Source organism: Mesorhizobium australicum, assembly GCF_900177325.1.
Lineage (GTDB): Bacteria > Pseudomonadota > Alphaproteobacteria > Rhizobiales > Rhizobiaceae > Mesorhizobium_A > Mesorhizobium_A australicum_A.
Map to the genome: position 1 here is coordinate 516,973 of NZ_FXBL01000004.1, position 23,509 is coordinate 540,481.

Below are 23,509 nucleotides of genomic sequence, written 5' to 3' on the forward strand. Positions count from 1 at the left end.
CCGGCAGGAGTTAATGACGGAAAGGCTCATCGTCATCCTCGCGCTCGGACTCGATCCAGCGACGCAGGGTATCGAGCGTTGCAGCGGCCCAGGCGCGAACCGCCGGCGAAGAATGCACGAGCCAGCCGGACACAAGCGGTACAAGGGGCTCAAGATATCCCGCGAGCGACCCCGAACATGAACTGGGACGAAGACGATCTGACACAGCGCGGAGAACATTCGGTTGGCCGCCGAATTCCTCTACAAAGGCGGCCATCGCCGGATGCCATGCCAATGATCCGTCGCGCTGTTCTAGGGCAATCGGAAGCCACGGCACCGCAAGGAAGGCCCGTGTTTCTGGTTTAGCGCGAATCCAATCGAGGTAAAGCTCGCGCGGGAGTTCGAATAGCAGGCCGGCGCCGAGCCAGTCTTCCCGATCCTGTCGCAAGAGGCGGCCCAGCCGGTGACGACGCACCGGGTCCTTCCTCTCAAATTCCTTGCTCAGTTCGCCCCAGACTTGCTGCGGATGGCTCTTGATCAGAGTTTGCAGGATTGTGCGTGCCGGATCATCCAGCGCGAAGAACACGTCGCTGTCTGCAAGCCGAGCAAGGCGCACAAGTTGCCTTGTCATATTGCAGGCGAACTTGTCATCGACAGCGCCATGTTTCGCGAGCCACGAGACGGATTCATGGAAATAGTGCCCGTCCATCGTCCCCCGATTAACACCGTTAAAAAGGTCGCGGGAAAGCAGGATGGATTTCACGGTTCGGATGAGCGTGCGTGCGGGCGACCGCCCGTCGTACAGATACATGAACACGATCTCGATCGCGGCCCAGAGACCGGGCGCGCCCATACGCTTGAGCGCATCAAGCAGCGGCTGAATATCGCCGGGCGAGAGATGGTTGAGACGTTGACCGTAGGACAGCGTCACGCATCGCCACGGCTCAACGTCTCCACTTTCCAGAAGGGAAATCACAAGGGCGAGATCAGCCGGCTGGAGCTTGCCGGAACCGATCATGGAGATCGCATCATCGCTGAGCTTCGGCGTCTGGAGGGCCAGACGCACGCATTCGCGCGCCGCTTCGCTATTCCGGTCGTCGGTGCCGGCAATCAATCCGCCGAATAATTGCCGGTTTGCCGGCGTCGGCTTGTCATTCAGATATTCGACTGCCCGTTTGAATGCGGCCACCGGATCGTGGAGCGACCTGGCAAGTTCGCGCGCAAAACCAAAAACGTTCTTGCCATCATTGACGCACAGCGCATCAAGCGTCCGGTCAAGCATCTTACTGTCCTTCGCGATAGCCGGAGCCAGCTTCGCAGCTTCGCGGGTCGAATACTCGAAGTCGTGCTTTGCGCCTGGCGAACGGTCGTACCGGGAATCGGGATCATGAAGATCGGCAGGCCAGCCATATGTGTAAACAACGACCCGATCGACCGGATCATCCGGCATCAATTCGTCGAAAAGCGCGCGCACCTTCGAGACTCGATCCGGTTTGTTCTTCTGCGCATCGAAATACAGCCAGCTTGCAACCGCCTTGATCGCATCCGGCCAGACTCCTGTATGCGCAATGATCCTCAAGACGGCGGCGCGCGCATCCTCGAAAGGTATTGAGCTAAGCAGGCCGCGCAGGTGCCGGGCTATCGCTTTCCTGGCCGGCTCCGCGTACGGCCCTCCCGATGTTGCAAACTCGCTGAGCCGGGAAAGGCCGGTGCGATGAAAATCCCACAGCTCGCCATAGGTCTTCGGAACCCAGTCCTCCAGGCGCTGTGAACTACCGATCTCATCGGAACTCCCGCTTCTGGAGAAGTGGGATGTCATCAGCATGCTTTCGAGCGCGTCGACGCAAAGCCGCTGCTCCGCCGCATCCGGCGAGCGCAAACCCTCCTCAAGAACCAGCAGGCGGGTGGCAGGATCGGCTTCCGTGCCGGAAAGGTATGGTTGATACAACTGCTTGAAGTGGCCGCCAGCACCGTTGTCATAACCGTCATCGGTTTCGCTCGCCGCAAGACGGCGCAGCAACGTGGCGGCGCGGGTAAAGCTTTGCGCACGGAAGGCCAGTTTTTCCAATGCCCAAATGAGATAACTGCGCCCATCGCGGATCGCCTTGAGTTCGTCATTCGTCAGCGGCGACAGCACACGATGAATCGTCTCCGCCGCCCGGTCGGGATCGACGTGGACGAGCCGATCAAAGCACTTGGCGCCAAACTCGGTGTTGAGAGCAGCAAGGTTTCCGAGGCACTCAGGAGCCAGCAGCGCTCGCGCAAAGGCCTTTGCCGTCGGCGAATTGTCGAGCCACCGCATGCGGCGCAACAGGCTCGATTTCAGTTCTTCGGATGCATCTGAGAAGAATGAGATAAGCGCTTCAGGCGACAGGCGGCCCAACCGGTTTTCGCCGAGTCGTGCAGCGAGCGGCACCGGCAGAACCTGGAAGAAGCTGCCGCGGACCTCAATGATCCCGCGTGCCCGAAAGCCCAGTATGAGATCGGTGAACTGCGCGGGCGGCATGCCGGCAAGCTTCTCCGCCACGAAAGCCGCTTCGGCGGCAGCCTGACTCCTGAAACCGACCCACTCAAACAGGCTCAATATCTCCAGCGCTTTTTGCGCTTCGTCATTTGGTGTGCTGCCGCCCCAGATTACCCGGTCAAGAACCTGCTCGGCTGAATTGATAATGTCGCGCCCATCGCCCTGCTGTGCGCCCAGAACCGCCATTTGTGGAAAGCCGTTCGCCAGTTCGGCAATAAACCGGGCATCGGCATCTCGAAGCGCCGGAGCAGCGCTCTTCGCGATCGCTTCGATATTGGCGTCGTCGGCGCGCTCCAGGCGAAGCGTGCGTGTGCCTTTCGCTTGCGTGAATTTCGTTTCGACGTTGATCGTGATCAACCGGAGTTGCGAACCCGCCCGGCCTGCGAAATCAGCGAGTTTGCGATGAACGTCATCGGGACATTCATCGACGACCAGTATGCCATTCGATCCGGAATCGGCGATTTCGAGCGCCAACTTGAGGACTTCTTCCTCAACGACGGAATAATCGGCATAGATGACGGAGCGGGCTGTCACCTGAGCATCAACTGCCGCCCCGTCAGCCAGCATCTGATACACAAAACGGGATTTTCCGAAGCCTGACGGGCCAATAACCCGGATGATGCGTTCTTTGTCTTCCAATCCATCAAGACAAGCTTGCACGCTCTGATTAAAATTCCAGGCGTTGATCCGGACATCTTTGCGTTCCGCCTCTTCTATGTTCCGGTTGACCGGGACATAGCGCGGCGTGTCGGACGGCACCCAGGGTACGTCATAAATGCCCGGCGATTTGCCCCAATCCTCATGCGATTGAAACCCGCCCAGCGACCGGCCGCGCTGATAGGAAGCCAGCCACAGTGCCACCGCCGGGTGGGTGAAAACCCAATCCGCTATGCGGTTCGCATCGTAAATCTCGATGGCGGCCGCCATATTCGGATCGCCGCCGCCGTCCGTGATGGCCTTTCGGATCGCAGCAACCAGCTTGTCCTTTTTCTTCTGGATCATCGGATAGGAACAGAAGACGACATAGGCGCCGCCGTCTGAAAGGACTTGCAGAACTGCGTCGTTGATCGCGGTCTTGCCGCCCTTTGCCTTCTTCAAAATCTCAGCGCGGATTTGCCCCTCGGTCAGATTTTGCGCTTTCGATTGAAAGAGCGTCAGCCGGTGGGGAAAATAAGCAGTGGAGTCGAGGCCGCCCGTCCATTGAACGCGGCCATCCTCGCCGCCGTCCGGAACCGTTACCTGCAACGGCACCGATGCGGCGCGAAGCGGAATATCCGTCAGTCGGCACTCCGCCAGCATGAGGCGTTTCATCAGCCTCACCAGCATGACGCTATCGAGCGTCTTGATGAAGTCGGGAGCAATCTCGAACATCATCGGCCGCCGTCGTCTTCGGGAAACAGCCCCGGCATCCAACGGTCGGCGAATTTCGCCGGAAAGGCCAATCGCAACGGCGCGCGGGTACTCTCCGATGTCAGCGCGCCGACATCAAGCAGCCCGGACGTGATGCGCCGCGCGGCACGCTCGCTCATACCAAGCATCTGCACGACATCGCTGCGCTGCAATTCCCCTTGATAGAGGACGGCTTTCAGCACGATGTCGGACTTTGAAGGAAGGGTTCCCGCCCTGATCTGCTCTTCCGCCCAGATCAATATTCGATCGCGCAGCCGGTCGGGCCTCATCAGGTTTTCCATGAAGGAGATCTGATCGATGCAGGTCTCAAGGAAAAATTCAGCGAAGGCGGCCAGCTCCTCCTCGCTGAGCGTACCGCGCCCATCGAGGTCATTGCGCCTGGGCATATCGCATGCGGCCAGGTGGTACTTATACTTCTTCTCCTGCCGCGCGAGTCCGCGTGAAACCGACCAGAGTCCCTGCGTGTCCAGCGTACCGAGCAGCATTGCGTACGACATCATCCGCGCGACGCGGCCGTTTCCGTCAACAAAGGGGTGCACCCAAAGCAGCCGGTGATGCGCGCAGGCGGCGGCGAGGACGGAATCAATGCGCCCCAGCTTGCTGTAAGCCTGATGGAAGCGCGCAAGGAACCGTGGAACGGCGCCGGGGCTCACGGCGATATGGCGACCCACTTTCACGTCGCGCTCACGCAGGGCGCCAGGTACGACAGCGACTTCTTCACCCGTGGTCGGGTCCTTTGCCACCAGCAATTCCGGCGGCAGCAGTTCACAAAACCGCCGATGCATTTCCTGGATAGCGGATGGTGCCGTTGCCGGCTCGGAAAGCCCGCCCGCATCGATCCACTGCTGCACGGTGATGTGCGCTTTGGCTTCGAGCTGCAGATTGCGTTTTTCCGGGTCGGCGCTGTAGTCGCCGTGCAGGGCGCGCTCGATATCGATCGGATGCGTGTTGTGCCCTTCGATCAGGTTGCTGTAGTAGCAGTTCATCGAACGCACGAGATCGGCCAAGGCGGCGGAGATCGAGGCCGGGAGCGAGCGCCTGAACCCCTCCGAGCGCGCGGCCAGATCGAGAGCCAGATCGTTCAGAACCCCGCGCCGCTTAGCATCCGCCGATATCATGAGCGGCTCGAACAGTCCGGTTGTTTCTCCATCGTCGCGAAGGATCATATTGCCTGTCTTTGGCCGCTTTTCTGGCCGACTTCAAATCAAAATTTTTTTAATGATATCATACATATGCACATCAGAGAAGCTTGAAATATTCCGCTATTTTGGCCGCTTAGTAGGCCGGTTGACCTCAGGCGCCCCCTCGCTTGGGGGAGGCACGGGTCAGTTTAATCGTTCCCGCCGTATTCATTCCCTTTTGCCAGTTTCGGTTTGTCCAGTAGACGCCCTTCATCTCTGGAGGATGGCGCGTGGCGAGGATTTCAATATAGGCCGCTCCCATGTGCATCTGCTCATCCGACGGCTGAGGATGCGGGGTGCTGTTCCGGAAAACCGAGGTCACATAAAAACGGCCGGTTCCCGCCTCCTTGATCGGCTTAACAAACAAAGTGTCCGACATCGAGTAATCGCCGTCGCCGGTCAACGACATGCTGATAGCGAACAAGCTCTGCCGTATGGTCATTGTGCCCCGAATCCGCACTTTGACCTTTGCAGGGTCAAGATCGGGATGAAAGGCAGCAATCTCCTTGATGTTGGATTCTGCAATGAATGCCCATTCCCCTGAAATATTGGGGAAAACCCATGTGTTGAGAAAGGGGAAAATCTTCCAGAACACGCGCCAGAGCGGCGATGTACCGAGAATCATGATAAAAGCTGCCGCGCCGGTAATCGCAAACGACACCGTCCGCGCATATCCGGTCATGTCGGTCGGTCTGATAACCAACCAGGCTGCGATCAGCGCCAAAGCGCCAATGGCCAACACGATGCGGATCAGCGTCGGCTTCTCCAGGGCTTGATACATGCCCGATTCCTCAATATATAGTATTGGTTCTTGTTTTGTTTATGCTACATTGTGATTCACGTTTTGTCACCCGAAAAGGAAACGCACGATGGCGCTCATGAACGCCAACACATTGCTCTATGGCGCCCGTGACGCTATCGCCTACCATCAGGCCATCCAACTGCCCGATGACGTGCGCGCCGCTATGTTTCAGGCCGACCGCGATATTCGCGCCCGCCTGAGGAAAGTGACGCGGTTCGTAATCGATAGCGGACGGGCAATGAGCTACGCTTCGGCAGAATACCGCCGGGCAAAGCAGGAACCGCTTCAGTTCGAGCTGCGCTTTCTCAGGCAAGGCAGTGTCGTTTACGACACGGTCATCGATCCTGCTCGCCGTCCTCCGCAGCAAACGGACCTGGATGATGGCATTTATGCCCGGACATCCTTTCTCTCGGATTTCGAGCCGGGGCTGGCTGCTACCAAGTATTTCGAGCTGGTCGAGACGGCCCTCGCGCCCCTGTGCAAGGAGCGCGGGTGGCGCCTCGTAACAAACAAGGACACCTGCGTTCGCGTCGTCATCGACGAGAAGATTCACATCGATCTGCCGCTCTACGCTGTGCCCGACACGGAATTTGTAACGCTCGAGAAATGCTTCCAGGATGTCACGGGGCTGAAGCTCGTCGCCGGGAGCGCCCGGTTGTCTACCGTTCTGGATGGGTTCTCGGACATCCGCATCCCTACCGACAGGGTCATGCTGGCGCATCGCAAGAAAGGCTGGATTTCATCGGACCCTCGCGCGCTGCATGACTGGTTTGTGCGCGAGTGCGAGCGGCATGGCCCGCAGTTGAGGCGGACCTGCCGATACCTGAAAGGTTGGCGCGACTTTCTCTTCCTCGAAGGCGGTCCGGCGTCGATCGCCCTCATGGCTTGTGCTGTCCGCAGCTACAAAGAAGGCGGATGGGTTCCTCAAAACGATCGTGACGATCTGGCGATGTTGGAAATCGCAAAACGGCTTCCCGTATTTTTCAGCGCAACGATTGTGAACCCGGTGCTGCCGGATGCGGAGCCACTCAACGACTGGGACGAGGTAACCCGGAAGCGGTTTGTGAACGCCGCTAACGATCTCCACGGGCACATGCACACAGCTCTTGAAGGCACCGCGAACGCGGAAATCACGGTTCGCAGGCTGCAAGAAGCGCTGGGCACCCGTGTTCCGTACCGGCCTGATCTGGTTCGGGCGTTCGACAAGACACCGGCGCGCGCGCCGGTCGCTGCCGTGGTCGCATCGCCTCTGCCGCTCAGGAGGCCGACCACCTCTGCATGAGCGAACCATGGCTCCGCATTAAGGCTGTCCTGGAGGCGCAGGGATTTATCCCGGCGGGTGACGTCAATGAAGACCGGTATGTCGGTGCACTGAAGTCCGGCAGCGTCTCGGTCAAGGTGGAAGTTACCATCGAGGACTATGATTTTCTTGTTCTGCCGCGTGTGAAGGTACTGGATCGTCAGGCGCTGCCGAAAGCAATTCGCGGCCATCTCACCGAAGGCGACTATCTCTGTTACGCCGATCGCGAGACGTTCCTGCTCGACCGCTACCAGCCGGACCGGTCGATATTGACTGTTCTCGATAGGGCCCGCGATACACTCAATATTTTGCTTCACGGCAATCCCGCGCGCGATATCGCTGCGGAACTTTTCGCCTATTGGGGCGGCGTGCCCCATGCCTTCATCGATTCGCCGCGCACAATGACCAGGGCAACTCTCGGATCAGTCAGTTTTCGGAATGGTTATGTGCTGCGCGTCGTTGCATCCACTCCGGAACGTATGAAATCTTGGGCAGCAGCCGGGAATGCAACGTGTGAGGTTGCAGGATCGATACCCGTTCTGCAATGCACCGGCCACATCCTTCCTCCGGAAGCGGCGATCGAGACATTTGCCGACGCGCTATCCTGGGCCCAAGGTCAGCAAGGTGCGCCAGGCGGTATCGCGGAGCTGGCCATTTCCGCGTCGGACACCGCGCCCGGCCTCTTCCTTGTAGGTGATAATGGGGTGCTCGGATTCCAGGCCATCGCAAACCCCACCTTGAATATCGCCGCCAAGCGGGGATTCCGCACTTCCAAGCGGGGGGCTCTGTGGCTTACCGAGAAAGACAAGCTCAAAATCGAACGGCTGCGCGGTGTTCCGGCGGATCACGATGAAATTGTCGCGCGGAATCTCGCCGGCGTAGCGCCCCTCAGCGGAAAGAGGATTGCGCTGATCGGATGCGGCACCGTAGGGAGCTACCTCGCGCGGGGACTGGTTCAGAATGGCGCCGGGCAGCGCGCTTCTCTTTTGCTGATCGATCCGGACATCTTTGCCCCAGGCAACATCGGTCGCCACTTGCTTGGCGCCCGCTATATCGGTCGGAACAAGGCCGAAGCCATGGTTGAGGCGCTAAGGCACGATTTTCCGGACGTCGAAATCGAGGCTGTGACGCGCAGTGCGGCGACCTGCTTCAGCAGGCTGGCCGGCTTTGATCTCGTTGTGGACGCAACGGGCAGCGAGCAATTCTCCGATGCCCTCAACGGCTGGGCGCTGGCGAGCCGCAATGCGGGGCGCGCGTGTCCGCCTATCCTTTACGCATGCCTTCATGGCAACGGCATAGCCGCACAGACTTTTCTTGCAACGGGGCGTGCGGGGGATGCCTGCTTTCGTTGCCAGCGGCCGTTATTCGAGCAATCCTGGCGCTATCCGGTCGTTCAGGGACCCTACGAGACCCCGAACGTGGCAGTGCGGCCATGCGGCGAAGGCGCCTTCGTGCCCTTTGCTGTAGACGCCACGATGATGGCTGCGGCGCTTGCTCTGCGTCATGCCATCGATGCGGTTTCCCAGAATGGCAGACCGACTTTCAGAATGCGTGCGGTGGATGCCTCGAAAGCCAGGCATCAGAACGATCGAACTGTCGAACGCTCCGAGAAATGCCCCGCTTGTTCACCTCTCGTGCATTGAGCATCGATTCGCTGGTTCCCGGTTCCAGGAACAGTACCAGTCGCTGACTCCCTTGTGTGTAGAATGCTGCGTCGCGGGATATGCATATTGACGCCCGCCTCGAAATACTCTCTCCTGATCAAGTACCCTTAAAGGGGTGCCGGCCACCTGGCCGAAATAACCGACGGCGGAGCAATCCAAACGTCGAAGAGAATGAGAACAGCCCCGGCATTTGCTGTGTGGCGCTGCCAAAACCACCCTCGAAAATGATAAAAAGCCGCGCTTCGGCGCGCGTCATAACCTCATGGAGGAAGGCATGCGCTTCGCACTTGTAGATGGAATTCTTACATCGCCCTCATCAGGGCTGACCGGTGTGTGCCGGGCTTGCGGGAACCCTGTGTTTGCGAGATGCGGTCCCATTCGGGCTCATCATTGGACCCACCGTGGCGAGCGCGTGTGTGATAGCTGGCACGAGCCGAGGACGCAGTGGCACTACGCATGGCAGGATAGGTTTCCGAAGCCCTGGCAGGAGTTCATCCGTTATGCACCATCGGGCGAAAAACACATCGCGGATGTCCATACCGGCCACGGGTTTACGATTGAGTTCCAGTACTCATATCTGAAACTCGAAGAGCGCCTTGCCCGCGAAGCCTTCCATGGCAACTTGGCATGGGTGGTCAGCGGGGGCCGGTTGACTAGAGACCTGCCGCGCTTTCTCGAAGGCTTGGCATCGTTCCAGCCAGTCTGGCAAGAAGGCGTTTATGTCACGCCGTTTCCGGAAAGAGCTTTCCCGCGAAACTGGCTTGATTGTTCCGCACCGGTCTTCTTCGATTTTGCGAACGCGCCGAAACTTTCAGATGCGTCCTCTCTGGTAGCGCAGCCGCTTTGGTGCCTGCTGCCGAAGCGCGTATTTGGCAAGGCCGTCGTACTCCGGATTCCACGAAATACCCTCGTGCGATGGGCACACGAGCGTGATCAGCTATTGCCAACGCAGACGATTATGACACAGGTGGCCCGCGCTTTGGTCATGATCGAGCGCGCGAGACAGGCTGAAATCGTACGTCTGCGTTCGATCGAAATTGGCAGGCAACAACGCCGCGTCTGGCGGCCACGAACAAAACGCAGGCGCTTTCGCAGATACTAGTTGGAATAGCCGGTAAGTTGCGGAAGGCCTTGGGGCTTTGCCCCCGGCGCGCTCCAAGAGCCTTCCGCCCAGCCTCGGTCGCTGCGCTCCTGCAGCCGGTTCCCCGCGAAGGCTCTTTCCGCTTGCACCCCATTCTCGCCGAAGGGCAGGGGTTCAGGTAGGCTGAACCCATCAAAGATTGGAAGAGCGCAGCCCGGCCATGATGGCATCCAGCTCGGTATCCTGGTCGAGGGTTGGCGCTGAGAGAGCCGGCACGCGCGGCCTCCTGTCCAGCCAGGCATATTTGTCGGGCCGGGTGCGCACGTCGCGCAGCAGGCCGGCCATTTCCGGCCGCTCCCAGAAATTCGGTAGCTCCACCGTGAAGAACCCGTGATCGCGGGATTCCAGCAGCGCCTTGTCGCCGCCAGTGGCCGCGCGGATGTCCTCGACCTGGAGCAGCGGGCGGGCCTGTTCGGAGAGATTATCGCCCGAGCCGTTGACCTGGTTCTGGTTGACGTTGAACCCGCGCACCATGACGGAGGTTTTGCCCGAGCGGTGCTCGATCTCCTTCAGCGTCTCGTTGTCCGGCAGGCCGCGATAGAGCGTGTGCGCGACGGCCTTCTTCCAGATGCGCGCGGTCTCGCAGCCGTATTTCGCCTCGATCTGCGCCGCCGCGTTCTGGAAAACGCCAAGGAAATTGATCCCGCCCTCGCGGTACAAGGTGAGGATTTCGAAGAAATTGGAGACGTAGAGCTGGCCCCATTCCTCGCCGATGAGAAGGGTGCGCAGGGGACCGTGCGCATCGGCGACGCGCTCCACGATGGCGGCCGTCATCGCGCCGACGAAGGTGCGGCTGGTCTCGCTGCGCGCCGAGCCGATCAGGAAGAGCGCGGTGCGCTCGTGTTTCATCTCCGCCGGATCGAAGGAATTGCGCTCCGTCACCGCCCGGGCCGCCGATCCCGGCTGGAAGCCCCGCAGCCGCTCCATGATGAGCGAGGCATAGGCATTCCACTGGTCTTTCGATTTCGTGAGGGCGGCGATCTGGAGGCACATGCCGGCATCATCCTGCATGCGGTGATCGCTGGCCCACACGTAAAGATCATGGGCGATAGCCTTGGGATCGCGCCCGAAGAAGTCCCACAGGCCGCCCGGCGTGCAGGGATGGATGGCGGAAGGATAGAGCGCCGTGATCTTGTTGTAGAGCGCAAAGCCGGTGCGCACGCCCTGGCCGATCCAGCGGTGCGCCGGATTGGGATCGACCGGCACAAGGTAGCTCGCCGCATCGTAGGCCACGTCGCCGACAAGGGGGCGCAGCTCCGGCCGCGCCGCAATTTCCAGCAGGCGGGTGTTGATGTTGAAGGTCTCGGACGGGTAGCCGTAGAGCCTGTCGGCATTGATGAAGCGCACGCGGTAGCCCTGCCGCTCCAGCGTCTTCCAGGAGACCCACGCCAGCTCGCCGTCCTTGGGATCGGTAATAGTCTTGCTCAGATGCGCCGTGCGCGGCGAGACGAGATTGGCCCCGAGGAAACGGGTGAACTTGCCCTTGCCCGCCTGCGCATCGATGGCGATCGGTTCCGTGCCTGCGTAGACTAGCGCGCTGCCGCCCAGGAATCCGAGTTCTATGCCCCGGCGAAGGATACGATGCCCGGTCATAGCAAGCCGGACTCCTTCAGGTTATCAGGATCGTTCAGCGCGGCATGACCGAGCTGGCCGGACGGGTTGGCGTCCAGCATGGCGCGGAGCTGCGCGGCCGCCAGCGCTTCGGCGCGCGCCCTTGCGATACGGGCCTCCGCCGCATCCCGCCAGGCAAGGCGCTGCTGCGCATGAGATTCGAACGTCCACACGAACTGGTAGAGTTCGGTGAGACGGCCGAGACTCATGACGGTTTCTCCTCGTCATCCCATGTTGCGAAGCGGAACGGCTCGGTCGGGGCCGGCGCTTTGTCAGCCGGTGTAGGGAGCGCCGGCGGCGGCGTATGGTCCGGCGCGGCCGCTGGCGGCTCATCGTCGGCTGTGAGGATTTCGATGCCGACGGAGCCCAGCGTATAGCCGCCGATCAGCAGGTAGCCGAGATAATCCGCTTCGAACGGCAGCCCGAACAGAATGCAGCAGAAGGCCCAGAAGGTGGGTGCCAGCGCCATGCCGATCAGGCCGCGCCCGACAAAGGCATGTGCCTCGTCCGGCGTGATGACGAAGCGGCCAAGGCGCAGCGGCTTCTTCCACGCCAGCAGCGCCAGGACCGTGAACACCAATGCGGCGAAGGCGAGAAGGGCGAAGAAGAACAGGGCTGCGAAGGCGATAACGGCGACGACCACCCCGATGGCGGCGTTCTCGTCATTGCTTTTCGAGGACATGACACACTCTCCCTTGTGGTTATTACCGTTGAAGCTTGAGACCGGTGGACGCGCCGAGGCTTTGCCCCGGCCCATCCGCCTGGCGGCTGAAGGCGAGATAGCGGCCGATATCCCGGTGCAGGTCGCGCAGGAGGGTTGCCTGCTCACGGCGCATCTCTTTGATCCGCGCCTGGAGGACGGCCCGCTGTTCAAGCTGTCTTTCGATCAGTGCCTGGCGCTCGGCCGCCTGCCGCTCGCGGCTGCGCCGGGCTTCAAGCTCGTTGCCCCGGCGTATCTGCTGGTATTTTCCGGTGAGGCGGTGCCAGAGGCCGCGCAGGCCCTTGGGCAGCCGGCCCGCGCGCGCCCTTGTTTCCTCGTCCCATTCGGATTTCTGGCGTGCATCGAGATCGGTGCGCGCCTTGCGGTGATGCTGCGTCATCTCCGCCCGGTAGGAGGCCAGCTTCTCCGCACGGCCCTTGAAGGCCGCGCGCGATTCTTCGACATGCCGGCGGATGGACAGCGTCATGCGCTGGCCGATGGTCTTGCGCGTATCCGTAACCGAAGGCAGCGCCTCCCCGTCGCCGAGCCGGGCGCGCACCTCTTTCGTCTTCACATCGAGCAGACGCGGCAGCGACCAGACATCACCGCGATGATCGAGCACCACGAAACCGCGCTGATCGCCTTTCGCCAGGAAGAACCCGCGTTCCTCCAGCGCATTGCGCAGAGCTGGCAAACCGTCCGAGCCTCGCCAGCATTCCTGCACGGTTTGTTTGAGCCAGCGGGGATCGATATCCTGCCGCTTCGCCTGCTGCCATTCCGCCAGCGTGAAGTTGGTTGGATTGCGCTCGGCTGCATTGGCAAAGCCGCGCGGCATCTTCCAGCCATGCTCCAGATAGAGGTCGCGCGCGATGTCCCGGAGTCGGTTCTTGAAGAAGGGTAGCGGACGCGCCGTCATCGTGTCGGCGTCGATACGGCTCCACACCGCATGGGCATGACGCCGGCCTTCCTTCTCATGGAAGACCAGGGCACGGGGCTGGCCGTCCAGTCCGAGTTGTTTTTCGATGCGGGCAACGGCATCCTCGAACACCGGCACCGGCACTCGTTCGCCTTCGGGCGGACTCAAGGAAAGCGAAAAGAGATACTGGCGGCAGTTCGTGCCGCGAGCGATCGCCTCGACCTCCTTGAAGGCGGCCTTGAGATTATCGCCGGCAAAGCCCCGCAGCTCATGCAGGCTGATATGCTCGTTATCGTCGGTGCGCAGGAGATGGACTGCGAGATTCTGACCACCGGCGCGCTGCGAGCCTTTGAGGATCATTGCACCGCCTCCGGTTTGAGACCGAGCGCGGCCAGCAGCAGCCGGCGCAGGTCGCGCACATCGCGAAGCGCGGCGAATAATTCGGCTTCTGTCTCAGGCGTCATCGGCAAGGCACCGATATTCACGGCATGGGCGAGCTGGTTGAGATTGTTGGCCAGGTGCGAGCGCCCGAGCAGGGCAAGGACCTGCGCCAGGGCCGTGCGATCTTCCACGGCAAGACCGGTGCGCCGTGTACGGATCGGCAGGGTATCCCCCAGCACTTTCGTCTTGATGTAAGCGCCGAGCGGCGCGCCTGCGGCCTCAATAGCCAAGCGGGCGCGGTCATCCACGCTCAGGCGCAGGCAGAAGGGAGCCGAACGCTTTTTCTTCGGCTTCGCAGCCGGTTTGCGGTAAACTTGTTCGGCAGTAGCGGGGTTGAATGTCTCGGTCAGGGACATGGCGGCACCGGAGGCTTGCTAGGCCTCAGGTGCTCAAGCTGGGTGTTCCAGTCGGCTAAAACCTCGAACAACTGGTTCGACATTTCACCATCAAGGCGCGCCAATTTGGCATTGTACAACAAGTACTTAGCCTTAGCCTGCACTTGCTTCATGGGCTTCATGGCTGAGCGGCGTAAGCACTGCGGACCTCGAATCCAAGCTCACCATGTCGCTACATTCCGCAGATTTACGGCAAAACTCGAATTTGCAGCGGATAAGCATCAAGAACGAAGGTTGAGCGCTGCCCACGAAGGCAGCACCCTGATTGGGGGCACCTCGGGCCCGAAACTGGACCTTGGCTTAGGCACCTAGGCCCGCGTCGGACAGCGACATATGCTGCGGAATGGGTGCTTCTCGTTTGAGCTAGCTCAACGAGGCTGTTGAGCATGCCGTGCATAAGAGAGGTCGCGCCACGCAGATCCGGAGCAAATTCGATGACGAATACGCACCGACGGCAGGAGGATTATGATCTCCTGACGCTCGCGACCAGAACGATCCCTCGTTACACATCCTATCCAACCGCTCCCCAGTTCACCGCCGACGTCGACGCCGCGACGTTTGGCGGCTGGCTGGACCTGGAAGCGAAGCGTGGCGACCCGGTCTCGATCTACCTCCACGTCCCCTTCTGCAGGTCGATCTGCAATTACTGTGGCTGCACGACGAAGGCGGCGCTTCGCGACGATCCCGTCCGAGCCTATGCCGAAGTGCTCAAGGACGAAATCCGACTGGTGGGGGCCACGACCGAACGCATCGCCGTATCGCACCTGCACTGGGGTGGAGGCACGCCGAACATTCTGCCACCGGACTGCATGGCTGAGCTGGTCGGTCTGCTTTCCGAGACGTTCCGTTTCACGGACGACATGGAGCATGCGATCGAACTCGATCCACGGCACGTCACACAGGAAGGCATGGCGCGCCTCTCCGGCCTTGGCGTGAACCGGGTCAGCCTCGGCGTGCAGACGCTCGATGACCGTGTCCAGACAGCGATCGCGCGCGTCCAGCCCCTGCCAGTCGTCGAAGACGCAATGCGGGCTATATCGCAGGCAGGCATCGCGGATGTGAACTTCGACCTGATGTTCGGCCTTCCGTTCCAGACGGAAGCGTCGATCAAAACAACCGTCGAGCAGGCGATCCGCCTGGCCCCCTCGCGGTTCGCGGTCTTCGGCTACGCGCACGTCCCCTGGATGAAGCCCCACCAGCGCCTGATCGCCGACGAGACCCTCCCCGACGCCGGCGCACGGATCGCTCAGGCGCAGCTTGCGCGCCGTCTCCTGGTAGCTGCCGGCTATCAGGAGGTGGGCATCGACCACTTCGCCCGTGAAAGCGATCCGCTGGTGGCGGCGATGCGGAAAGGCACGATGCGCCGGAACTTCCAGGGCTACACGACGGACGCCGCGTCCACCCTCATAGGGCTTGGAGCGTCATCAATCAGCCGCACCCCCTATGGCTATGCCCAGAACCTGCCCGACAACGCTGGCTGGCAACGCCGTATCAGGGCGGGCGAACTGCCCGTGGCTCGGGGCAAGGCGATGGACGATGTGGACAGGATGCGTGGCGATGCCATCGAGTCCATCCTCTGCTTCTTCGAAGCCGATCTCGCCGCGGTCGCCGAGCGCCATGACACTTCGGTCGACGTGTTCGGTCCGGACCTCGTCAGGCTGCGCACGGAAATGGGAACGCGCGTCCGGATCGACGGCTGGAGGATCGCCATAGATCGGGACCCCCACGAAACCGCGCGTCTGGTCGCCAGTCACTTCGATGGCTACCTCCATTCAAACGGCCGTTATTCGGTGGCGGTCTGACAGCATGCGTTTCCTCTGGAACGCGTTGGGTTTTGTGTCGCTTGCAGCGGCCGCGGCCGGGGCAATCCTGCCGTTCCTGCCGGCCACGCCGTTCTTCATTCTGGCGGCCTTCGCATTTTCGCGCGGTTCTCCCAGAGTCGAGGCCTGGCTGTTGGAACATCCGCGGTGGGGTTCCGCGATAAAGGACTGGAGACGCGACCGATCGGTCTCCAAGAAGGCAAAGACGGTGTCCCTTTCGGTTATCTGCGCGACGCCCGTGCTGTCCTGGGTCCTCGGCTTCGGATCGGTCGTCTTGGGAATTCAGGTGCTCGTCCTTGCCATCGTGGCCGCGTTCATCTCGACGAGGCCCAGTCCTGGCCCTAATGCCCAGCCCTGAGGCATGCTGTCCAGAGATCGTCAACGATCCAGCAGCGGCTCGTAGCGCGCATCGGTCAGTGTCCTGAGGAAGGCGACGAGCGCCTCCACCCGTCTGTCGTCGAGCGCCGGACCGTGCGTGAGTTCCTTGACCGCGAACGTCTCCGGCACGCTCGGAAATTCGAAGGGCTGCCCGGTCTCCGGATTCATCTGCGCGGCGTCGGCCCTTGAGTTGTACCTGTTATAGAACCTGACGACAGTCGACAGGTCCCTGAAGACGCCGTTGTGCATGTAGGGTCCCGTCACCGCCACGTTGCGAAGGGTCGGCGTGCGGAACTTTCCGCGCTCATCCAGGGAGCCAACGGCCGGGTTGCCCGCGAGACCGGGATCGACCGTCCCGGGTGCGACGCCGTTGGCCACGCGCAGCGCCTTGTTCTCGGGCACGCCGATGTTGTGATAGCGGTTGTCGGTAAAGGTCTCTCGCGGGTCCATGGGGCTGCGGGAGAGTCGATGGCACTGGCTGCAGTTCGTGAACTGATCCGAGAAGAAGAGCACCCGTCCGAGTTCCTCCTCGTCGCTTAGCGTTGCCTCGCCGCGCAGGAAGCGGTCGTATTTCGAGTCGAACGGCGCGAACGCATCGGTGCGCTCGAAGGCGGCGACCGCCCGCGCCAGCGCCTCGAATGCGGCTTCGGGATCGTCGAGTACTCCCGGCCCGAACGTCGCCGGAAAGGCGGTCCGGTAGGATTCGTTCTCCCGCAGCCGCGCCGCCACCGACGCCATGTCCGGCATGCCCGTCTCGGCGGGGTTCAGCGGCGGCCCCCCGGCCTGCTCTTCGAGCGTGGCCGCGCGCCCGTCATGGAACAGGCCTCCCGCCCATTTGCCGTCCGACCCCTTGTGGAGGGGTGGCACCAGGGCGGCGTAAGATGCGGTCGGAGCGTTGCGGTCGCCAATCGAAACCCCGTCGTCGCCGAGCGACGCGGCGAGACCGCCGGGATCGGCAAACCCCCGGCCGGGATCGTGGCAGGTGGCGCAGGACTGGGTCCGGTTGGCGGACAGGTTAGGATCGAAGTAGAGCGCCTCGCCGAGAGAGGCCAAGGCCGCGGGATCGGCCGCGGCGACGGGTTCCACGCGCTCCCGCGAGGCGAACATCATCGCGCCGCCCGAGACCAGCGCGGTCGTCGCCGCGGCGAGCAGGCCCATCGCAAGCGCGTACTTCTCCGTCACCACGGCCGCCAGAAGCGCGGCTTCGCGGGAGGCCGCCGCTGCCCGGACGGTCCGGACATCATGTCGGGCGACCACGGCGGGTCGTACGTGACCGCCACTTCCGCAGCCGCCACGCCGGGCACGGCGCAGGCCGCGCGCTCCACTCCGTCCTTCAGATAGCCGACGGCCGGGCAACCCCGCGTGGTGGTGGTCATGACCACGTGGGCCGTCGAACGGTCATCCACCGCAACGAAGTAGATCAGCCCGAGGTCGACGACGTTCTCGCCCAGTTCGGGATCGATGACCGCGCGCAGCGAATCCCTGACGCTGTCCGCCAGCGTCCCCCGGCCCGTCGGTTCAGGTGCGGTCGTCATGACCCGTTCCGATCCTCACCAGCAGGCGATAGGCGGCGCCGTCAGGATCGAAGCCGCCCCGCCACTCGTGTCCGCGCTGCGCGAGCTGCGGAAACAGGAAGGTCGGCTCGCGGTCGAGAAGGGCCTCCATCACCTCGCCCCGCTGCATGGCCTCGGCGGCGCTCAGCACCTTCACCATGGGCTCGGGCGGCATCAGCCCGCGGTTGTCGAGATGCATGAGGGGGAACGGCCACCGAGCGTCGGCAGCCTCGGTCGTGGAAACAGCAGGACCGGCCGTCGGAGTGAACAGCACCTCCCAGTCCCCGCCGCCGATCTCCCGGTCCTGGTGTGTGAATCCTTTCGCTCCGAGCGCCCCGAACAGCGGCACGGGCCGGAACGGCGCCAGCAGGCGAAGCCCTTCGCCCGGTCCGAGCGCTGCCACCGTCTGCATGATCCGGCCGAACGGCTCGCCCCCTGTCGCGAGGATCGGCCTCACGTCCAATTCAACGTATTCGGTCATGATCGTGCTCCGTTCAGCGCCCGCCTGGCGCACTCGAGTAAAGAAGGGAAGGCCGCAGCGCTCCCTCGGGAAACCTCTGGCTCGCGGCGACGTCGGACAGCATCCGTGCCCGAACCAGATGGAAAACGATGCCTGCACTCGCGGCCAGCGTGCCGAATGCGGCGATTTGAAAGCCTGCGGCGTTTCCAACCGCCAAGGCGGCCGTCCCCGCCCCCACAGAAGCGAAATAGAGCAGGAACCACGGCCGTGCCGCTGCCTCCGAGACGAGGTCCTGGACCCGGGGCGTGGGAGCGCGCCCGAGGACCGGGCCGTAGCATTCAAGCCAGGTCATGAACGGTACGATCTTGTAGAGCTTCGCTAGGCCGAGGCCCGACAGCCATCCCAAGCCGACGAGGTAGACAGATGCCGCGATAGCCCTCTCGGCCCCGGCCAGTGCCGCCAGGGGCGCTGCCAGCACCACCGCAAGCCCCAGGGAGGCGAAAGCGAACACGGCGGTCTGCATGTTGAGTTCCAGTGCCCTGCGTCTGCGCCCGCGATAGAAGTTCACCACGTCCCGGCCATAGAGGGCAGCCGCGCCTGCGGCGGCGAGCCCGGCCACGAGCAGCACCCCTGGCACTGACCACCCCGCGAGAAGGGCCGCCACCCCTCCTCCGACGGCGGTTGCCATCGCCCCTGCCGAAAGCAGGAACGCCACACGGGTGCCGTTCCCCTGCGGGTCGGGCGAAAGGAGGAACATCGGAAACAGGCGATAGGAGACGCCCACCGCGCACATGGCCAGCCATCCCCCGAGCCCGGCAGCCGCATGAACGGGCATGCCCTGGGCGGCGACGTCGACGAGCGCGGGGGCCGACAGCGTTCCGCCGAGGACCTGCGTGAACACGAAGCCCAGCGCCGCCGCGGCCAGAAGCCCGGCCAGTCCGGCGGCCACGAAGGCTGCCGGGAGCGGAAGTGGCCGGGACCGCGCAATCGTCATGCCGATTGCGGCCACCGCCATCGCAAAGCCGAGGCAAAGCAAGAGGCCGCCGATGGGAAGAAAAGGCGCGGGCGTCTGAAGCAGTCCGTCCATCGCCAGAAAGCCCGACAGCAGCGAAACCAGACCCACGACGACGAACAGGAGCGCAGGCAGCGCCAGCCAGTTTGCCGCGAGCGAACGGTTCACGAGAACCGGAACGAATTGGAACAGCGCGCCGCACATCAGAAGGCTCAGCCACCCGATCGTCACGAGATGGACTACAACCAGCGTGCCCGGGTCTCGCAACCCGGCGGCTGGATAGCCGTAGCCTGCCGCCATCAAGGCCTCTGCCGCCAGCAGCGACATGAGCGCCGCGGCGAAATAAGCCATGGTCCATCGGGAGAGCGAGGCTCCGGTCATCTCGGCACCGTCGCCGGCTCAGGAGCCGCAGCAGCATTCACAGCCGCTGCCTGCCTCCCGGGAAATCAGGACGCGCCACACTTCCGGACCCTGCTCGACATAGGTCCAGCCGAAGAGACCGGGGAACCTCGCCTGGATCTGGTACTGAAGCGGACGCGGCTCGTGATCGCTGACGATCGCAAAGGCCTGGCTCGGCTTCAGCGCCTCGAGTACCGAGAATATCCGGGGATGGCGCTCGTAGGGCGGGATGGTGCGGACGTCGATGGTGGGGATGTCGGCGAGTTCTTCAGTGGTCATGCACGAGGCTCCGGGGTTCGACTGCACGCGGGCATGACGCGAAGCGCGCCGCCAGCTCGTGGACTTTAGCGAACCCGCACCGATGCTTGTTTGTCGAAGCGCAAACTCAGGAGACGGCGAAGCCGAGGTCCGGTCACGGGCTTCAGAACAGTCCGATCGCGACCGCGGCCAGGTTGACGGCCAGCGCCGCGAGCGCCGGGATCATCACCGCCGCTCCTGCGGCGACGGACAGCGCCGCGATCCAGTCGAACTTCCTGTCGGCCGTCATTCCCATGATCGTTCCTTCATGTCCTCAACGCCCGTTTCCGGGACGGCGTTCCGGCGCAGGCAACGGTGCATCGCTGCCTTGGTGGAGAACGCGTTCCGCCGCGCCGTCGAGATCTTCCAGCTGTCCGCTTTTCATCGACCACAGGAAGGCAAGCAGGCCCGCAAGGCCCATGCCCAGGGCAACGGGAACCAGCCACGCCAGGAGCCCGGTCATGCCGTCACCGGACGCAGGACGTCCGCCCTCGATTTCGAAGGCTCGCGCCGATCGGAAAGCACCCGCAGCGAGTTGGCCACGACCAGGATCGACGAGGTCGACATCGCCACGGCAGCCACGAGCGGCGTGACGTAGCCGGCCACGGCGAGCGGCAGCGCCAGCGCGTTATAGGCGATCGAGATCGCGATGTTCTGCCGGACGAGGCGCATGGACTTGCCAGCCACGGATATCGCCTCCGGCACGCTGCGCAGGCTGGAGCCCAAGAAGACGAGATCGGCCGCGCTGCGTCCGACATCGGCTGCCGTCGACGGTGCCATCGAGACGTGCGCCGCTCCGAGGGCTGGCGCATCGTTGATGCCGTCGCCGACCATCAGCACCCGTCTCCCTTCGCTGCGGAGCGTTTCCAGGCGGGTGACCTTGTCTTCCGGACGCTGCCTTCCCGACAGCTGCCCGATGCCCGTCAGCTTCGCGATCCGCCGGGTCTCCTCTTCGGCGTCCCCCGACAGAAGTTCGACCGACAGGCCGGAATCCATCATGGCTGCCACTGCCGCTGCAGCCCCCTCGCGCAACGTGTCCGACACGTCAAAACGGCCCACGAAGATGCCGTCGCGGGAAAGCCAGGGCCCCGAGCCGCTCGAATCGCCGTCTCCCTCGACCGCCCAGCCGGGCCTGCCGAGCCGCCAGATGCAGGCTCCGATAGGGGCTTCAATCCCGTCGCCAGGAACCTCGCGCGCCTCCGATACCTCGACGCCCTCGCCGCCGCCAAGTGCCGCGACCGCATTGGCCGCCGGATGGCGTGACAGTCGCGCCAGGGCGGCAGCGACAGGCAGCTCCGTCTGTGGAACGTCATGCGAGGAGACCCGCATCCGTCCGGTCGTCAGCGTTCCGGTCTTGTCGAGGACGACGTGGTCGATCTCAGCAAGCCGCTCCAGCGCGCTGCCGTCCTTCATGGTGACGCCGATCCCGAACAGACGGCGCGCGGCGGCCGCCTGGACCATGGGGACGGCGAGGCCGAGCGCGCAGGGACAGGTGATGATGAGGACGGCGATCGCCAGCGTCAGGGAACGGTGCCAGTCGCCAGTCGCCACGAACCAGCCCGCGAACGTCGCCAGCGCGACCGCATGGACGACGGGTGAATAGAGGGCGGCGGCGCGGTCGGCGATCCTGCGGTAGCGTGCGCGGCTGCCTTCGGCTGCTTCCATCAACCTGACCATGTCGGCCAGGAACGAGTCGCCAGGTCGACGGACGATGCGCAGCTCGATCGGACTGCTGAGGTTCAGCGCTCCCGAGAGCACCCGCGATCCCGGCTCGATGCTCTCGGGCGAGGTCTCCCCGGTGACGATGGAGAGGTCCAACGTTCCAACGCCCTTGAGCACGGTGCCGTCGGCCGGGATCCGCTCGCCGACGGGCACGAACACGGTGTCTCCCTCGCGCAGCGCCTGAACGTCCCGAAAATCGCGGCCGCCGTCCCTGTCCAGCACGGTCGCTCCGCGCGGCATCATCCGCGCCAGCGACTGCACGGCGTCGCGCGCCTTTCCGCGCATGGAGTGGTCCAGCGCGCGCCCGGCCAGCAGGAAGAACAGGAGCGACGTCACCGCGTCGAAGTAGGCGTGCTCTCCTCCAGACAGCGCGTCGTACGTGCTGAGACCCAAGGCCAGCAGGATGCCCACGCTGATGGGCACGTCCATGTTGGTCCGGCCGACGCGCAGCGCGCCCCAGGCGGATTCGAAGAAGATGCGGCCGGAATACGCGACAGCGGGTAGCGCGAGCGCGGCGGATATGAGGTGGAAGGCATGGCGCGTGCCCTCCTCCGCCCCGGACCAGATCGAAACGGACAGGAGCATGATGTTCATCGCGGCGAAGCCCGCGACGGCCGTCGCCCGCAACAGCTTCCCCATTTCCGGGGCGCCGATCGGATCTGGCTCGGCCAGCGTCGCCGCGTAGCCGGCCCGGCGCACGGCGTCGATGATGGGCGGCACCGGACCCTCCGTCCGCCACTTCACCGCTGCTCTTCTTGAGGTCAGGTTCAGGCGGGCGGAGGTCACGCCCGGAAGCCTTCCCAGCACGCCTTCGATCGCGGCGATGCACGCGCCGCAGTGCGCGCCGGGAACGCTCAGGTCGGTCTGCATGATGCCGTCGCCGAGATCCCGGCTGGCCAGCCGGATTTCCTCGGACGGCACGTCCCGGCCCGGCCCTGCCATCAGGGCGGCCTCCGCTCCGGGCGCGCAGCAGCTCATTACGTCAGGCCTCCGGCCGCGCCACGGCGACGTAGGCATGCCAGGTTGCATGCCCGAGCAGCGGGAAGATCACGATCATGCCCAGCAGTCCGGTCGCGACGCAGAGCGCGAAGAGCACGATCACCATCGCGCCCCATCCGATCATCGCCGGAAGGTTGTTCCACACGAGCTTCATGCTGGTCCCCATGGCCGTCAGCGCGTCGACCCTGCGGTCAAGCATCATCGGCACCGAGAACACGCTGATCGAGAAAGCGAAGGCTGCGAACAGCCCGCCGATGGCTGTCCCGACCGCGATCATCGTCCAGCCATAGGCAGAGCCGATCAGAACGCCGATGACGTTATCCAGGCCGGGGAAGGCGGTAACCCCGAAGAACAGCGCCCACAGAAGCACCGCCGCCCGGGTCCAAAGAAGCATGAGCAGGCTGAGCAGCAGCCCCGCAAAGAACACCTGTGCTCCGGCCTTCGGGCGCGTCCTGAGCATGGATGCAAGCCCGACCGTCCTACCCTCGCCGAGAGCGCGGCTCTTGGCGTAAAGGCCGATCGCAAGGAACGGGGCGACGATCAGGAAGCCCGCCAGCGACGGGAACAGGATGTAGTCCCGGCCGAATTCGAACAGCGTCCAGACGAACGCTGCCGACAGCAGGAACACGCCGACGCCGTAGGCGATGCTGGTCGAAGGCCCGCGCCAGAAATCCCGCCAGCCCAGCGCCAGCCACCGCAGTCCGGCCGTCGCCGGGAGGCCGCGCTGCAGAGCGGGGTCGCGCGTCTCGCCGATCCCGGAGGTCTCGCTCAGCAGCCAGTAGGACTTGTCGGTCTCGTTCATCGA

22 protein-coding genes are annotated in these 23,509 nt (G+C 63.3%); 5 read left to right on the forward strand and 17 right to left on the reverse strand.

From position 1 onward, the window contains the following. Positions 1 to 10 precede the first annotated feature (10 nt). The 3 genes from B9Z03_RS04880 to B9Z03_RS04890 all read right to left on the reverse strand — a co-directional run bounded on the left by B9Z03_RS04880 (position 11) and on the right by B9Z03_RS04890 (position 5,875). A complete protein-coding gene (locus B9Z03_RS04880) occupies positions 11 to 3,874 on the reverse strand; it encodes a hypothetical protein (protein WP_139832169.1) in 3,864 nt (1,287 codons plus the stop codon). Further along, the gene (locus B9Z03_RS04885) at positions 3,874 to 5,079 is read right to left on the reverse strand and encodes a Fic family protein (protein ID WP_085463153.1); all 1,206 of its coding nucleotides are present in this window, start codon (positions 5,077 to 5,079) and stop codon (positions 3,874 to 3,876) included. Before B9Z03_RS04885 ends, B9Z03_RS04880 begins: the two co-directional genes overlap by 1 nt. Positions 5,080 to 5,206: 127 nt before the next feature. Continuing rightward, on the reverse strand, positions 5,207 to 5,875 hold the full coding sequence (locus B9Z03_RS04890) for a Cap15 family cyclic dinucleotide receptor domain-containing protein (protein WP_085463154.1): 669 nt from the start codon (positions 5,873 to 5,875) through the stop codon (positions 5,207 to 5,209). 88 nt (positions 5,876 to 5,963) lie between these two features. Between B9Z03_RS04890 and B9Z03_RS04895 the strand changes: the two genes are divergently transcribed. The 3 genes from B9Z03_RS04895 to B9Z03_RS29305 all read left to right on the forward strand — a co-directional run bounded on the left by B9Z03_RS04895 (position 5,964) and on the right by B9Z03_RS29305 (position 9,962). Next, complete coding sequence (locus B9Z03_RS04895) at positions 5,964 to 7,178, forward strand: CBASS cGAMP synthase (protein ID WP_085463155.1); 1,215 nt, start codon at positions 5,964 to 5,966, stop codon at positions 7,176 to 7,178. Then, positions 7,175 to 8,839 (forward strand): ThiF family adenylyltransferase, encoded by a 1,665-nt coding sequence (locus B9Z03_RS04900; protein ID WP_085463156.1) that lies wholly within the window; start codon positions 7,175 to 7,177, stop codon positions 8,837 to 8,839. Before B9Z03_RS04895 ends, B9Z03_RS04900 begins: the two co-directional genes overlap by 4 nt. 433 nt (positions 8,840 to 9,272) lie before the next feature. Next, the gene (locus B9Z03_RS29305; protein WP_139832170.1) at positions 9,273 to 9,962 is read left to right on the forward strand and encodes a competence protein; all 690 of its coding nucleotides are present in this window, start codon (positions 9,273 to 9,275) and stop codon (positions 9,960 to 9,962) included. A 171-nt stretch (positions 9,963 to 10,133) separates the two neighbouring features. On the opposite strand, the gene B9Z03_RS04905 is transcribed toward B9Z03_RS29305, so the two are convergent. Genes B9Z03_RS04905 through B9Z03_RS04925 form a run of 5 tightly spaced genes read right to left on the reverse strand, consistent with a single transcriptional unit; the run spans position 10,134 to position 14,025 of the window. Further along, entirely contained in the window at positions 10,134 to 11,594 is a 1,461-nt protein-coding gene (locus B9Z03_RS04905; protein WP_085463157.1) for a type IV secretory system conjugative DNA transfer family protein, read from the reverse strand. Then, positions 11,591 to 11,821: a hypothetical protein gene (locus B9Z03_RS04910; RefSeq protein ID WP_085463158.1), complete on the reverse strand. Its 231-nt coding sequence runs from the start codon at positions 11,819 to 11,821 to the stop codon at positions 11,591 to 11,593. Before B9Z03_RS04910 ends, B9Z03_RS04905 begins: the two co-directional genes overlap by 4 nt. After that, on the reverse strand, positions 11,818 to 12,294 hold the full coding sequence (locus B9Z03_RS04915) for a hypothetical protein (RefSeq protein WP_085463159.1): 477 nt from the start codon (positions 12,292 to 12,294) through the stop codon (positions 11,818 to 11,820). Before B9Z03_RS04915 ends, B9Z03_RS04910 begins: the two co-directional genes overlap by 4 nt. Before the next feature lie 22 nt (positions 12,295 to 12,316). Beyond that, complete coding sequence (locus B9Z03_RS04920) at positions 12,317 to 13,588, reverse strand: relaxase/mobilization nuclease domain-containing protein (protein WP_085463160.1); 1,272 nt, start codon at positions 13,586 to 13,588, stop codon at positions 12,317 to 12,319. Further along, positions 13,585 to 14,025 (reverse strand): plasmid mobilization relaxosome protein MobC, encoded by a 441-nt coding sequence (locus tag B9Z03_RS04925; protein WP_085463161.1) that lies wholly within the window; start codon positions 14,023 to 14,025, stop codon positions 13,585 to 13,587. Before B9Z03_RS04925 ends, B9Z03_RS04920 begins: the two co-directional genes overlap by 4 nt. 473 nt (positions 14,026 to 14,498) lie before the next feature. Here B9Z03_RS04925 and hemN point away from each other — a divergent pair, with 473 nt between their 5' ends. Then, positions 14,499 to 15,866, forward strand: a complete 1,368-nt coding sequence (hemN, locus tag B9Z03_RS04930; protein WP_085463162.1) for an oxygen-independent coproporphyrinogen III oxidase — start codon at positions 14,499 to 14,501, stop codon at positions 15,864 to 15,866. Positions 15,867 to 15,870: 4 nt separating this feature from the next. Continuing rightward, positions 15,871 to 16,242 (forward strand): YbaN family protein, encoded by a 372-nt coding sequence (locus tag B9Z03_RS04935; protein WP_176247429.1) that lies wholly within the window; start codon positions 15,871 to 15,873, stop codon positions 16,240 to 16,242. A 20-nt stretch (positions 16,243 to 16,262) separates the two neighbouring features. Here B9Z03_RS04935 and B9Z03_RS04940 read toward each other — a convergent pair whose 3' ends face one another. The 9 genes from B9Z03_RS04940 to B9Z03_RS04975 form a co-directional block, all read right to left on the reverse strand. Beyond that, positions 16,263 to 17,420 (reverse strand): cytochrome-c peroxidase, encoded by a 1,158-nt coding sequence (locus tag B9Z03_RS04940; protein WP_210191344.1) that lies wholly within the window; start codon positions 17,418 to 17,420, stop codon positions 16,263 to 16,265. Positions 17,421 to 17,440: 20 nt separating this feature from the next. Continuing rightward, complete coding sequence (locus tag B9Z03_RS04945) at positions 17,441 to 17,797, reverse strand: metal-sulfur cluster assembly factor (protein WP_085463164.1); 357 nt, start codon at positions 17,795 to 17,797, stop codon at positions 17,441 to 17,443. Next, positions 17,781 to 18,296, reverse strand: coding sequence for a DUF2249 domain-containing protein (locus B9Z03_RS04950; protein WP_139832171.1), 516 nt, complete (start codon positions 18,294 to 18,296; stop codon positions 17,781 to 17,783). Before B9Z03_RS04950 ends, B9Z03_RS04945 begins: the two co-directional genes overlap by 17 nt. A 13-nt stretch (positions 18,297 to 18,309) precedes the next feature. Beyond that, the gene (locus tag B9Z03_RS04955) at positions 18,310 to 19,668 is read right to left on the reverse strand and encodes a hypothetical protein (protein ID WP_085463165.1); all 1,359 of its coding nucleotides are present in this window, start codon (positions 19,666 to 19,668) and stop codon (positions 18,310 to 18,312) included. Between the two features lie 18 nt (positions 19,669 to 19,686). After that, entirely contained in the window at positions 19,687 to 19,965 is a 279-nt protein-coding gene (locus B9Z03_RS04960; RefSeq protein ID WP_085463166.1) for a DUF2249 domain-containing protein, read from the reverse strand. A gap of 142 nt (positions 19,966 to 20,107) precedes the next feature. Continuing rightward, on the reverse strand, positions 20,108 to 20,239 hold the full coding sequence (locus tag B9Z03_RS30385) for a hypothetical protein (RefSeq protein WP_280174837.1): 132 nt from the start codon (positions 20,237 to 20,239) through the stop codon (positions 20,108 to 20,110). Positions 20,240 to 20,257: 18 nt separating this feature from the next. After that, on the reverse strand, positions 20,258 to 20,446 hold the full coding sequence (gene ccoS / locus B9Z03_RS04965) for a cbb3-type cytochrome oxidase assembly protein CcoS (protein ID WP_085463167.1): 189 nt from the start codon (positions 20,444 to 20,446) through the stop codon (positions 20,258 to 20,260). Next, complete coding sequence (locus B9Z03_RS04970) at positions 20,443 to 22,647, reverse strand: heavy metal translocating P-type ATPase (RefSeq protein ID WP_244561665.1); 2,205 nt, start codon at positions 22,645 to 22,647, stop codon at positions 20,443 to 20,445. The genes ccoS and B9Z03_RS04970 overlap by 4 nt, the downstream gene beginning before the upstream one ends. Before the next feature lie 40 nt (positions 22,648 to 22,687). After that, on the reverse strand, positions 22,688 to 23,506 hold the full coding sequence (locus tag B9Z03_RS04975) for a DUF2189 domain-containing protein (protein ID WP_085463169.1): 819 nt from the start codon (positions 23,504 to 23,506) through the stop codon (positions 22,688 to 22,690). Between the last annotated feature and the right edge of the window lie 3 nt (positions 23,507 to 23,509).